Raw genomic sequence first — 13,089 nt, 5'->3', positions numbered from 1 at the left:
CCTGTACTGACAAGAGTTGTCAAAATAGTTCGACTCAGGAAGGGCTACACTATAAGTAGAGGAACCCCGCCAGTCAATAGAAGTACCTAGGGCCAATATTGCTGGCGTTCAAATAGATTCGGGAATTGGTATTGTTGGATAAACGTGCTAATTCCCTTTAAGTACTTGTCAAAAGGTCCAAGCTTCTTTACGATAAGATAGGAGTGAAAATTTAGGGGAGCGCTGGACAAAATGGTATTAGAGATATGGAAAAAAATTAAAAAAAAGGATATAGCTCCTATTTATTTATTATATGGAACAGAAGCATTTTTAATCAATGAAACAAAACAATTACTTCTGAACCATATTCTAGACGAAGAAGAAAAGGACTTTAATTTTTCAGCTTATGATTTAGAAGAGACTTCAGTCGATTTCGCTTTAGAGGACGCTGAGACCTTTCCTTTTTTGGGAGAGAAAAAGGTTGTTTTTTTACATAATCCTGTTTTCTTAACTGCAGAAAAAACGAAGGCTAAGGTAGAACACAATCTGGCAAAATTGGAAGCATACCTGAAAGAGCCTGCTCCATATACAGTGATGGTCATTTCGGCTCCGTATGAAAAATTGGATGAAAGAAAAAAAATAACCAAAGAGATTAAACGGAGTGCTGAATTAGTTGAGGCTAAAAAGTTATCTGAACATGAATTGAAAAAATGGGTAAGAGATCGAGCGATAAGTAATGGGATGGAATTTGAAGAAAATGCGATTGACCTATTACTCTCCTTAGCAGGTACTAATATGTTTATGCTTGCCAGCGAGGTGGACAAATTGTCCTTATTCGCTGCTGAGCAAAAACGTATTGATAGCGGGCTGGTAGAAAAATTGGTTGCTAGGACCCTTGAGCAAAATATTTTTTCCCTTATTGAGAGAGTAGTTCAAAGAAAATTAGATGAGGCGTTGCGGATTTATTATGACTTGTTAAAACAAAATGAAGAGCCTATTAAGATATTAGCGCTTTTGTCTGGTCAATTTCGTCTCATCTATCAGGTAAAGGAACTTTCAAGAAGAGGCTACGGGCAGCAGCAAATTGCCGCCTATTTAAAAATCCATCCGTTTCGGGTAAAGCTAGCCCTCGGTCAGGCAGGAAGTTTTAGGGATGAAGAATTAGCTAACCTAATGGAGATGTTAGCAGAGGCAGATTATCAGATGAAAACCGGCGGAATGAATAAGTCATTACTGATTGAAATGCTTTTGTTCCGTTTAAAAAGGTAAAAAGAAAAGCTGCAGCGCCTTGGTCAGCCACGATATAGGGCGACTGACCGGCGAAAGCAAGGTCAAAGGCTAGGCGCTGGAGCAATAAAAAAACGATTCCGAATAGGAATCGTTTTTTTACGCTTTTAATTAAAGAGCGTTAGACTTTTTCATTAGACGTGATTTTTTTCGAGCAGCAGCGTTTTTGTGGATAAGACCTTTAGCAGCAGCCTTGTCTAATTTGCTAGCAGCAGCAACTAATGCTTCTTTTGTAGCAGCAGCATCGTTAAGAGTAACAGCAGCTTCTACTTTTTTAACAGCCGTACGCATTGCAGATTTAGCAGTTGTATTTTGAGCATTACGAGCTTCAGTTGTTTTCACACGTTTAATTGCAGATTTAATGTTAGGCATTCCATTCACCTCCTACAAAGAATCGAGACTTATATGAACTCGACTTTACATTCATCCATAATAATTCAGAACAAGAAGTATTTTATCAAACAGAAGGCCAGATTGCAATACACAATTCAAAGGTAACCGAATTTAAAATGCATGTTTTACGGGCTTAAGGGCAAAAATAGGAAATAGTTTCTATTTAGGATTTTCTATTAGGGGTGGAATTCATGAATGAGTCTATTGATTTAAGCAAGTATTCGATTCGAACGGATTTAGCAATTGAAGCAAGAGAAATGGTGCTTGCGGGAAGATCTGTCGGAGAAGAAGAAAACCTTTCGAAAATCGAAGGGGTCATTATTAAAGAAAAAGATGTTGACGATATAAAAATTTCTCTAGTTGAGGTAACAAAACAAGGAGAAGAACAGCTAGGCAAAAAAGCAGGCCGATACTTAACGTTAGAGGTACAGGGGATTAGACAGCAGAATTCCGAGGTTCAACAGAAGGTGCAAGAAATCTTTGCCCGGGAATTTGCCCATTTCTTAGCAGGATCCGGAATAAAAAAAACGGATTCCTGCCTCGTGGTAGGGTTGGGGAATTGGAATGTAACTCCCGATGCCCTTGGTCCAATGGTGTGTGAGAATCTCTTAGTCACCCGGCATTTATTTCAGCTTCAGCCTGAGAATGTTGAAGAAGGTTACCGATCTGTTAGTGCCTTATCACCAGGTGTAATGGGCCTGACTGGGATTGAAACAAGCGACATCATTTTTGGGGTGGTTGAAAAAACGAAACCGGACTTCGTCATCGCCATCGATGCCTTAGCATCACGTTCGATAGAAAGAGTCAATTCAACCATCCAACTCTCTGATACCGGTATCCATCCTGGTTCAGGGGTCGGAAACAAAAGAAAGGAATTAAGTAAGGAGACCTTGGGAATTCCGGTTATCGCCATAGGAGTTCCAACCGTCGTTGACGCTGTTTCAATAACAAGTGATACGATAGATTTTATTCTAAAACATTTTGGGAAAGAGCTGAGGGAAGGAAATCGTCCTTCAAGAGCTCTTGCACCCGCAGGTATGACTTTTGGCGAGAAAAGAAAATTAACCGATGAGGATTTGCCCGAGGAAAAACATCGTAAAACCTTTTTAGGTATGATCGGCACACTCCCGGATGAAGAAAAAAGAAAATTAATCTACGAAGTTCTCTCACCAATTGGTCATAATTTGATGGTAACACCAAAAGAAGTAGATGTGTTCATCGAGGATATGGCGAACCTTATTGCCAATGGATTAAACTCCGCGTTACATACTGCTATCGATCAAGAGAATGCTGGTTTTAATACAAGATAAACAAACTAAAGGGGGCTGTTCCTTCAATAGCCCTCTTTACTTCGACTATTAAATAAAAAGATAGTTCTACCATTTCTAGTAATGACATAGTATTTACTAGAATCGTTTAAGCGAGGTGGAACTATGAAAAACACAAAAACGTCAAGTGCCTTTTTAATCGTCCAAGGGACAAGCATCCTGAAAGCTTTTGCCGTACTTTCCCTATTTATTATATTAATTTTCTCTATCAGCGGTCTTTTAACGTCATTAAAACCGCAATATAGACTTATGTCAACATCTGTAAATGAAGCTGCTACGAATGTGAATGGTGAATTACTATACCAATTTATGGGCTGGGAAAATCATCATTTTTTAAAGACAGGGAATAGCTGGGTGACTACACCGAAGCTTACCAATTTGATATTTACCCTATCAAGCAATATTAATCTAAATGATCCGCGCAGCCTTCTTGGCAGAGAACTTCCGGGCTTTTATCAATTTGATGGAAAGATCCTTGTGGCTGGGGAAGGAACAAACTATACAAATATGCCGGTTGAGTCAGCGCCGCCGATTGAAACTATGAAAGAGGAACGAGAAGCAGCCTTACAAAATTTAGAAGGATTGGACAAGCTTTCGGATGAAAATTCCTCACCTGCACCAGGGCAGACTACTGGAGGAAGGATGGTTGTGTATGTGTACTTCTCTCATAATCGCGAATCCTATCTTCCCTACCTTAAAGGAGTAACTAACCCGGATTTAGCTTATCACTCGCAAATAAATGTGACAAAGATTGGTGATCAATTAAAGACCAGCTTGGCTGACAGAGGAATTGGCAGTTTTATCGATAAGACTGATATTCAAGCGGCATTAAATAAAAAAGGCTGGAAATTCTGGAAGTCCTATGATCAATCGCGAACCGTGGTTCAGACCGCGATGACATCTAATCATGATTTGCATTATTTTATTGATATTCACCGTGATTCACAACGCAGGGATAAAACAACGGTTTCAATTAATGGAAAGTCCTATGCAAAGGTTGCGTTTATTATCGGCGGAAAAAATCCAAACTACGAAAAAAATGCAAAACTAGCAAAAGAACTTCATGATCGACTGGAGAAAAAATATAAAGGTTTAAGCAGGGGAGTCATTATCAAAAATGCTGCCGGATCGAATAGTATATATAATCAGAACCTTTCGGAAAATGCAATCTTAATGGAATTTGGCGGTGTTGATAATACATTTGAAGAATTAAACCGCTCCGCTGATGCGCTTGCCGATGTGTTTAGTGATTTCTATTGGCAGGCAGAAAAAGTAAATCAGGATACGCAGCAACCGTCTACTAAACAATAGAGGTTAGGAGCATTTTTATGAAGATGTTTATGGTTAAAAGCTTCTGTCTAGCTGCTCTACTGTTCATTGCTGTTCTAACAGGGATGCAGTTAGCGAATAATGGGATTCAAAAAATGAAAGGGTATGGCGATCCCAATCTAGAAACAGCTGTCAGCATTCATGAAAAGGACCATAATGTGAGGGCATCGTTCCTTGGGAAGGATATTTCCAGCCACGATATTGCAGCGAAGAAGAAAAAATTGGAGGAAATAAGCGCCTTTAATCTCTTTTCTTCAATGGGCAGAAAAATGTCAGATGGGATTACAGGTGCTTCAGAAAAATTAGTTCACTTCATTGCGGATTAGGTAAAGACGTCAGATCTTTTAATGTTCATTGAAAAAGTCCCCTAAATCTAACTTGGCTGTTGATTTCCACTCCAGGCGGCTTCGCTTTCCGCGGGCGTGCCGCGGAGCCTCCTCGGCGCTTAAGCGCCTGCGGGGTCTCCCCTGTCCCTTACTCCCGCAGGAGTCTACGCCGCCTTCCGTTCCAATCAACAGAGTTCTTTTACATATTTTATTTAAAAAGGTATAGTTCTCATGGTTAAGAGGATTATACTTTTTTATTCAATTGAAAATGCACTGCCATCACCCTTCTGATTTTGCTCCAATCATTGCTAATCCGTGGGAGAGGGATTCTGTATTGAATCTTAACAGCCCTACTGATATAATCAAAAATAGTGTACATGTGCGAGTATAGTAGGAGTGGAAGACCATGAACAGAGAAGAAAGACTTAAACGACAATCGAAAATTAGAAATTTTTCTATTATTGCCCATATTGACCATGGGAAATCAACTTTAGCTGACCGGATATTGGAAAAAACGAATGCCTTATCCTCTCGTGAAATGAAAGATCAGCTATTAGATTCAATGGATTTAGAAAGAGAACGCGGAATTACGATTAAGTTAAATGCTGTCCAATTAAAATACAAAGCAAAAGATGGGGAAGAATACACCTTTCATTTAATAGATACACCGGGACATGTCGATTTTACGTATGAAGTTTCAAGAAGTCTTGCAGCATGTGAAGGGGCTGTTTTAGTCGTGGATGCTGCGCAGGGAATTGAAGCACAAACACTAGCAAACGTATACTTAGCCCTGGATAACGACCTTGAAATATTACCTGTCATTAATAAAATTGACCTGCCGAGTGCGGAACCAGAAAGAGTCCGCGCCGAAATTGAAGAAGTTATCGGTCTAGATGCTTCTGAAGCAGTTCTCGCATCAGCAAAAGCTGGCATTGGGATTGAGGAAATTCTCGAACAGGTTGTTGAGAAAGTTCCTGCACCAACAGGTGATCCCGAAGCACCATTAAAAGCATTAATCTTTGACTCTTTATATGATGCCTATCGCGGCGTCGTTGCCTACATCCGTGTCGTTGAAGGTTCGGTTAAAGTCGGTGATAAAATTAAGATGATGGCTACGGGAGCAGAGTTTGAAGTGAACGAAGTCGGTGTATTCACACCAAAAGCAGTTATGCGGGACGAGCTTTCCGTTGGGGATGTTGGTTTCTTAACAGCCTCTATTAAAAATGTCGGGGACACTCGTGTTGGTGATACCATTACCAATGCTAAAGGCGGTGCAATTGAACCGCTCCCAGGTTATCGTAAATTAAATCCTATGGTATATTGCGGTCTCTACCCAATTGATACAGCTAGATTTAATGACCTGCGCGAAGCGTTGGAAAAACTGCAGTTAAATGATTCGGCACTTCAATTCGAACCAGAGACATCTCAAGCACTTGGTTTTGGTTTCCGCTGCGGCTTCCTTGGACTTCTCCATATGGAGATCATTCAAGAACGGATCGAGCGCGAATTTAAAATTGACTTAATTACAACTGCACCAAGTGTTATTTACCATGTTCATTTAACAGATGGTTCTCAACTGAATGTTGACAACCCGTCTGATATGCCTGATCCGCAAAAAATTGACCGTGTGGAAGAGCCATATGTTAAAGCCACGATGATGGCTCCAAATGATTATGTGGGTGCGATCATGGAACTTTGCCAGCTTAAGCGCGGAATCTTTATTGACATGCAATACCAAGGGGAAAATCGGGTCAGCATAGTTTATCAAATTCCACTAGCAGAAATTGTCTATGATTTCTTTGACCAATTGAAATCGAGTACGAGAGGCTATGCTTCCTTTGATTACGAGTTGATTGGTTATCAACCATCAAGTCTGGTTAAAATGGATATATTACTGAATGCCGAAAAAGTAGACGCTTTGAGTTTTATTGTTCATAAGGATTTTGCTTATGATCGAGGTAAAATCATCGTTGAAAAACTGAAAGAACTCATTCCAAGACAACAGTTCGAGGTACCTATTCAAGCGGCGATCGGACAAAAAATTGTCGCACGTTCAACCATTAAAGCAATGCGCAAAAACGTATTAGCTAAATGTTATGGCGGGGATATTTCCCGTAAACGTAAATTGTTAGAAAAGCAAAAAGAAGGTAAGAAACGGATGAAACAAGTAGGTTCTGTTGAAGTACCGCAAGAAGCGTTTATGGCCGTATTGAAAATGGACGAAAATAATACGAAAAAATAACAACGTAAAGGGGTTAGGGATTGCCTAAGGCAGGTTCTCCTAGCCTCTTTTTATTACAGAATAGAGGAAGAAACATGATTAAAGCAGCATACCTCCATATCCCTTTTTGTGAGCATATTTGCCACTATTGTGATTTTAACAAAGTTTTTTTAAAGGGCCAGCCTGTTGATGATTATATAAAGGCACTTGACCAGGAAATGAAACTTACTCTTCGTGAATTTCCAACTGATTCACTAGACACCATTTTTGTTGGCGGCGGGACACCGACTTCCTTAAATGAGCAGCAGCTCTACACTTTTTGTGAAAGTATTCATACCAATCTGCCGAAAAGCGAAAAGCTAGAGTTTACGTTTGAAGCCAATCCCGGTGATTTAACCAAAGAGAAATTACAAACATTAAAAGATGCTGGGGTTAACCGAATAAGTCTTGGGGTACAAACCTTCAATAACGAGCTCTTAAAAAAGATCGGCCGTGTCCACCAAGCAAAGGATGTTTACCAGACAGTTGACCAGGCCAAAAAGGTTGGCTTTGAAAATATCAGTATCGATTTGATTTTCAGTTTACCAACTCAAACTGTTCAGGATTTTAAAGATTCCTTAACGGAGGCTTTTTCGCTTGATATCCCTCACTACTCTGCTTACTCGCTCATTATTGAGCCAAAGACCGTTTTTTATAATTTATTAAAAAAGGGCAAGCTGCCAACTCCCGGGGAAGATGTCGAAGCGAGCATGTATGAAATATTAATGGAACAAATGGAAAAACACGGATTTAATCAATACGAAATCAGTAATTTTTCAAAACCAGGGTATGAAAGTCAGCATAATTTAACCTATTGGAATAATGAATACTACTATGGGTTTGGTGCAGGCGCACACAGTTATGTAAACGGATGGAGACGGTCCAATACAGGTCCACTAAGAAAGTATATCGACCAACTAGATAATCAATTGCTGCCCATTTTTGAAAATCATCAGGTGACAAAAGCAGAACAAATGGAGGAAGAAATGTTCCTGGGTCTAAGAAAATCAGATGGAGTTTCTATTTCCCACTTTCATGAAAAATTTGCCGCCGATCCTTTAAAATTATTTGCTAATGAACTTACGGATTTAAGGGCTAAACAATGGATAGAAGTACAGAACGATAATATATATTTAACTAAACAGGGCCGTTTGTTAGGCAACGAAGTATTCCAGGCCTTTTTGGGAGTAATCTAAAGCAAAGTCTTTAGGCTGATGTGCCATTTTGTATTCTTTTTAATTGACACCATCCCACCTTTTTTGATAATTTATTAATATAATTAGCACTCGTTAACAAAGAGTGCTAACAGAGGTGATGAAAGTTGCTAACAGATCGGCAGTTGTTGATTCTTCAGGTAATTGTTGATGACTTTATTCGATCTGCCCAACCAGTCGGCTCAAGAAGTTTGTCGAAAAAAGAGGAAATTTCCTTTAGTTCCGCTACCATTCGAAATGAAATGGCCGACCTTGAAGAGTTGGGGTATATCGAAAAGACACATACCTCCTCAGGACGTGTGCCTTCTGAAAAAGGATACCGGTATTATGTGGATCATTTACTCTCGCCTCAAGCATTAAATAAGCAAGATATCTCTATCATTCAATCGATTTTTGCTGAAAGGATCTTTGAGTTCGAAGCAATCATCCAAAAATCCGCAAAAATCTTATCAGAGTTAACCAATTATACATCCATCGTTCTAGGACCAGCTGTTAGTATAAATAAGTTAAAGAAAATACAAATTATTCCTTTAAACAGGGAGTCAGCAGTCGCTATATTTGTAACCGATACAGGTCATGTGGAAAACAGGACTTTTTCACTGCCGGATATGGTGGATGCCAGTGATATCGAAAAAACGGTGAATATTCTTAATGACCGTTTATCCGGTGTACCGCTAGAAGAGTTAAATGATAAGATTTATAAGGAAGTGGCAATGCTATTACGCCAGCATATCCAGAATTACGATTTAATGCTCCACATGATTGGAGAATCCTTTAAAATGCCCGTAGCAGAGAAACTGTTTTTTGGTGGAAAAACCAATATGTTAAGCCAACCGGAATTTCACGATATCACCAAAATCCGCAGTTTATTGACTATGATTGATCAAGAGGAATGGATTTATAATTTAATCCGAAACGAGTCTGCTGGCATCCATATTAAAATTGGCCGGGAAAATAATATTAGTGCGATGGATAATTGCAGTTTAATTACTGCTTCCTATTCTGTGGGTGTTGAAAAATTAGGAACGATTGCGATATTAGGACCTACAAGAATGGAATATTCGCGTGTAATCAGCTTGCTTCAATTTTTGAGCAGAGATTTAACCACTGTTTTAACTAAACTGTATCAAAGTAACTAGTGCTGGTAATATTGAGTAAGGGTGAATCGCCTTTTTAGGCACCCCCTTTTCCTTTGTATTGATCAGTTACGATAAATTGTTATGAATCCTTTAAGGGAGGTGAGTAAGTTGACAAAAGAACAAAATAATACCATCAACGAAGAAGTTGAAATTGAGCATAATGAACAAGTTGAACTTACTGAAGAAAATACAGGTGAACCTGTTGCTGGTGAAAGTGAGCCAACAAATGTGGCTGAGTCTAATCCAGTTGATGAATATCTGCAAGAAATCGAGCAGCTTAAAGCTAAGTTAGATGAAGCAGACAATCGAATCTTAAGACTTCAGGCAGACTTTGATAATTTCCGCCGCCGGACTAGAATCGACCAAGAAGCGAGCGAAAAATATAGAGCTCAAAAATTAATCACCGATCTACTGCCAGCATTAGATAACTTTGAAAGAGCCATGAAAGTAGAAGCTGACAATGAACAGACTAAGGCTTTACTACAAGGAATGGACATGGTTTACCGCAGTATGGTTGATGCACTGAAAAAAGAAGGTGTTGAACCTATTGAGGCTGTTGGCAAAGAGTTTGATCCGCACCTGCATCAAGCAGTTATGCAGGGAGAAGATGAGAATTACGGAGCAAACGTTGTTACTGATGAGTTTCAAAAAGGCTATCTATTAAAGGATCGAGTTATTCGCCCTTCAATGGTTAAAGTAAATCAATAATCTACATATTTATTAGGAGGAAAAGGCAATGAGTAAAATAATTGGTATTGACCTTGGAACAACAAACTCTTGTGTATCTGTTCTAGAAGGCGGAGAACCAAAAGTAATTCCAAACCCTGAAGGAAACCGTACAACTCCTTCTGTAATTGCGTTTAAGAACGGTGAACGCCAAGTAGGGGAAGTGGCAAAACGCCAAGCAATCACAAATCCAAATACGATTATTTCAATTAAGCGTCACATGGGTACAAATTACAAAGAAAATATTGAAGGAAAGGATTACACTCCGCAAGAGCTTTCAGCTATTATTCTTCAATATTTAAAATCATACGCAGAAGACTATCTCGGCGAACCAGTAACGAAAGCGGTTATTACGGTACCAGCTTACTTTAACGATGCAGAGCGTCAAGCAACAAAGGATGCCGGCAGAATTGCAGGTCTTGAAGTAGAACGTATTATCAATGAACCAACAGCAGCTGCACTTGCCTATGGTCTAGATAAAACTGACCAAGACCAAACTATTCTTGTGTATGACCTTGGCGGTGGTACATTTGACGTATCAATCCTTGAATTAGGTGACGGTGTATTTGAAGTTAAAGCAACTGCCGGTGATAACCGTCTTGGCGGGGATGATTTTGACCAAGTTATTATTGATTATTTAGTAGAGCAGTTTAAAAAAGAAAATGGAATTGATCTTTCTCAAGATAAAATGGCATTACAACGCCTTAAGGATGCAGCTGAGAAAGCGAAAAAAGATTTATCAGGTGTATCTACAACACAGATTTCTTTACCATTTATCACTGCTGGTGCAGCTGGCCCGCTTCACCTAGAAGTATCATTGACAAGAGCAAAATTTGATGAAATTTCTGCACACCTTGTTGAACGTACAATGGGCCCTGTTCGTCAAGCATTAAGTGATGCAGGTTTAACACCATCACAAATAGATAAAGTAATCCTTGTTGGTGGATCTACAAGAATTCCAGCTGTTCAAGAAGCTATCAAAAAAGCAACAGGTCAAGAGCCTCACCGTGGAGTAAACCCAGATGAAGTAGTTGCAATGGGAGCAGCTATTCAAGGCGGTGTTATCACAGGTGATGTTAAAGATGTTGTCTTACTTGACGTAACACCACTATCACTTGGTATTGAAACAATGGGCGGTGTGTTCACGAAGTTAATTGACCGTAACACAACGATCCCAACATCAAAATCACAAGTGTTCTCAACTGCTGCTGATAGCCAAACTGCTGTTGATATTCATGTTTTACAAGGCGAACGCCCAATGGCCGCTAATAACAAAACATTAGGACGCTTCCAATTAACCGATATTCCGCCAGCACCACGTGGAATCCCACAAATCGAAGTTACATTTGATATCGATAAAAACGGTATTGTTAATGTTCGAGCAAAAGACCTTGGCACAAATAAAGAACAGCAAATTACCATTAAGTCTTCAACAGGACTTTCTGATGAAGAAATTCAAAAAATGGTTAGAGAAGCCGAAGAAAATGCAGAAGCAGATAAGCAGCGCAAGGAAGAAGTTGAACTTCGCAATGAGGCGGACCAGCTAGTGTTTACGGCGGAAAAAACTTTAAAAGACTTGGAAGGAAAGGTAGATGCTGCAGAAGTTGCTAAAGCAAACGATGCTAAAGATGCCTTAAAACAAGCTATTGAGAAAAACGATCTAAATGAAATTCGTACGGCAAAAGATGCTTTACAAGAAGTTGTTCAAGCATTAACAGTTAAACTTTACGAACAAGCAGCACAAGCACAACAAGGTGCTCAAGATCCAGGCGCTGCAGGTCCTAAAGATGACAATGTCGTCGATGCAGAGTTCGAAGAAGTTAAAGATGATAAGTAAAAATCTTATGTAATTTTTATTCTTGTAAAAAAAGTCAAAGTCAAAGTTACAGGCTTTGGCTTTTTTATTGCAATACCCATCTAAACGGTGTTAGAATAATCTTTATGTGACAGATTCGGGAGTGGTAATCATGAGTAAACGGGATTACTATGAAGTACTAGGTGTTAGTAAAAGTGCTTCTAAGGATGAAATAAAAAAAGCCTATCGAAAATTATCTAAACAATATCATCCAGATATTAATAAAGAGGCTGATGCAGCTGAAAAATTTAAAGAAATTGCTGAAGCTTATGAAGTGCTAAGCGATGACCAAAAAAAGGCCCATTATGACCAGTTCGGTCATACAGATCCAAACCAAGGCTTCGGAGGCTTTGGTGGTGGTGGTGACTTTGGCGGCGGTTTTGGAGGGTTTGAAGATATCTTTAATACCTTCTTTGGCGGTGGCGGCGGTTCGAGAAGACGTGACCCGAATGCGCCTAGACAAGGTGCTGATTTGCAATATACGATGACGGTGTCATTTGAAGAAGCGGCGTTTGGAAAAGAAACAGATATAGAAATTCCAAGAGAAGAAACATGCGAAACCTGTCATGGCTCCGGTGCTAAACCTGGCACTCAACCAGAGACTTGTCAGCATTGTCATGGTACAGGACAGTTAAATGTGGAACAAAACACTCCATTTGGCAGAATTGTTAACCGCAGAACTTGTCATCATTGTAATGGTACAGGCAAAGAGATTAAACATAAATGTTCAACATGCGGCGGAAAAGGTAAAGTTCAAAAACGCAAAAAAATCCATGTAAAAATTCCTGCCGGTATTGATGATGGACAACAACTGCGCATGTCAGGCCAGGGGGAAGCTGGAGCAAACGGCGGTCCGGCCGGCGATCTTTACGTGGTATTCCAGGTTCGTTCACACGAATTTTTTGAACGCGACGGCGATGATATATATTGTGAGATGCCAATTACGTTTGTTCAAGCTTCCTTGGGTGATGAAATTGAGGTTCCAGCCTTAAAAGGCAAAGTAAAGCTTAAAATTCCTGCTGGTACACAAACAGGTAAAAAATTCCGCCTGAAAGGGAAAGGAATTCCAAACGTTCGTGGATATGGTGTAGGAGATCAGTATATAATCGTCCGTATTATTACTCCAACAAAGCTGTCTGATAAACAAAAACAGCTTCTCAAAGAATTTGCGGACATTAGTGGTTCCTCACCAATCGGTGAACACGAAGAAAGTTTTTTCTCAAAAGTAAAAAGAGCTTTTAAAAGCGAGTAAG

11 protein-coding genes are annotated in these 13,089 nt (G+C 39.6%); 10 read left to right on the top strand and 1 reads right to left on the bottom strand.

All coding sequences use genetic code 11. The annotated features are described in order from the left end of the window. Positions 1-231 precede the first annotated feature (231 nt). Positions 232-1,248, top strand: coding sequence for a DNA polymerase III subunit delta (holA, locus tag J7E81_RS16070; RefSeq protein WP_215043757.1), 1,017 nt, complete (start codon positions 232-234; stop codon positions 1,246-1,248). Between the two features lie 129 nt (positions 1,249-1,377). On the opposite strand, the gene rpsT is transcribed toward holA, so the two are convergent. Continuing rightward, positions 1,378-1,638 carry a 30S ribosomal protein S20 gene (gene rpsT / locus J7E81_RS16065; protein ID WP_215043755.1) on the bottom strand — a complete coding sequence of 87 codons (261 nt, stop codon included), beginning with the start codon at positions 1,636-1,638 and terminating at the stop codon, positions 1,378-1,380. Between the two features lie 212 nt (positions 1,639-1,850). Here rpsT and gpr point away from each other — a divergent pair, with 212 nt between their 5' ends. From gpr to dnaJ, 9 genes are all read left to right on the top strand, one after another. Beyond that, entirely contained in the window at positions 1,851-2,969 is a 1,119-nt protein-coding gene (gene gpr, locus J7E81_RS16060) for a GPR endopeptidase (protein ID WP_215043753.1), read from the top strand. Between the two features lie 123 nt (positions 2,970-3,092). Next, complete coding sequence (spoIIP, locus tag J7E81_RS16055; protein WP_215043751.1) at positions 3,093-4,298, top strand: stage II sporulation protein P; 1,206 nt, start codon at positions 3,093-3,095, stop codon at positions 4,296-4,298. Positions 4,299-4,315: 17 nt separating this feature from the next. Then, positions 4,316-4,642, top strand: coding sequence for a DUF3679 domain-containing protein (locus J7E81_RS16050; RefSeq protein WP_215043749.1), 327 nt, complete (start codon positions 4,316-4,318; stop codon positions 4,640-4,642). A 406-nt stretch (positions 4,643-5,048) separates the two neighbouring features. Then, positions 5,049-6,884, top strand: a complete 1,836-nt coding sequence (gene lepA / locus J7E81_RS16045; protein ID WP_215043746.1) for a translation elongation factor 4 — start codon at positions 5,049-5,051, stop codon at positions 6,882-6,884. A 74-nt stretch (positions 6,885-6,958) separates the two neighbouring features. Beyond that, positions 6,959-8,098, top strand: coding sequence for a radical SAM family heme chaperone HemW (hemW, locus tag J7E81_RS16040; protein WP_215043744.1), 1,140 nt, complete (start codon positions 6,959-6,961; stop codon positions 8,096-8,098). A 125-nt stretch (positions 8,099-8,223) separates the two neighbouring features. Next, the gene (gene hrcA, locus J7E81_RS16035) at positions 8,224-9,255 is read left to right on the top strand and encodes a heat-inducible transcriptional repressor HrcA (RefSeq protein ID WP_215043742.1); all 1,032 of its coding nucleotides are present in this window, start codon (positions 8,224-8,226) and stop codon (positions 9,253-9,255) included. 108 nt (positions 9,256-9,363) lie between these two features. Continuing rightward, complete coding sequence (gene grpE, locus J7E81_RS16030; protein ID WP_251028666.1) at positions 9,364-9,963, top strand: nucleotide exchange factor GrpE; 600 nt, start codon at positions 9,364-9,366, stop codon at positions 9,961-9,963. 28 nt (positions 9,964-9,991) lie between these two features. After that, positions 9,992-11,818, top strand: coding sequence for a molecular chaperone DnaK (gene dnaK / locus J7E81_RS16025; RefSeq protein WP_215043738.1), 1,827 nt, complete (start codon positions 9,992-9,994; stop codon positions 11,816-11,818). Positions 11,819-11,948: 130 nt separating this feature from the next. Then, the gene (gene dnaJ, locus J7E81_RS16020) at positions 11,949-13,088 is read left to right on the top strand and encodes a molecular chaperone DnaJ (RefSeq protein WP_215043736.1); all 1,140 of its coding nucleotides are present in this window, start codon (positions 11,949-11,951) and stop codon (positions 13,086-13,088) included. The last annotated feature ends 1 nt before the right edge of the window (position 13,089 follow it).

Origin of the sequence: Bacillus sp. ISL-18 (assembly GCF_018613415.1) — a bacterium.
Lineage (GTDB): Bacteria > Bacillota > Bacilli > Bacillales > Cytobacillaceae > Neobacillus.
The sequence above is the reverse complement of the archived record's forward strand: the minus strand, read 5'-3'. Positions and strand labels throughout refer to the sequence as shown.

Excerpts from the sequence above, each read along its gene's own strand:
- holA (WP_215043757.1), top strand. The coding sequence starts at position 232 with ATGGTATTAGAGATATGGAAAAAAATTAAAAAAAAGGATATAGCTCCT.
- rpsT (WP_215043755.1), bottom strand. The coding sequence starts at position 1,638 with ATGCCTAACATTAAATCTGCAATTAAACGTGTGAAAACAACTGAAGCT.
- gpr (WP_215043753.1), top strand. The coding sequence starts at position 1,851 with ATGAATGAGTCTATTGATTTAAGCAAGTATTCGATTCGAACGGATTTA.
- spoIIP (WP_215043751.1), top strand. The coding sequence starts at position 3,093 with ATGAAAAACACAAAAACGTCAAGTGCCTTTTTAATCGTCCAAGGGACA.
- J7E81_RS16050 (WP_215043749.1), top strand. The coding sequence starts at position 4,316 with ATGAAGATGTTTATGGTTAAAAGCTTCTGTCTAGCTGCTCTACTGTTC.
- lepA (WP_215043746.1), top strand. The coding sequence starts at position 5,049 with ATGAACAGAGAAGAAAGACTTAAACGACAATCGAAAATTAGAAATTTT.
- hemW (WP_215043744.1), top strand. The coding sequence starts at position 6,959 with ATGATTAAAGCAGCATACCTCCATATCCCTTTTTGTGAGCATATTTGC.
- dnaK (WP_215043738.1), top strand. The coding sequence starts at position 9,992 with ATGAGTAAAATAATTGGTATTGACCTTGGAACAACAAACTCTTGTGTA.
- dnaJ (WP_215043736.1), top strand. The coding sequence starts at position 11,949 with ATGAGTAAACGGGATTACTATGAAGTACTAGGTGTTAGTAAAAGTGCT.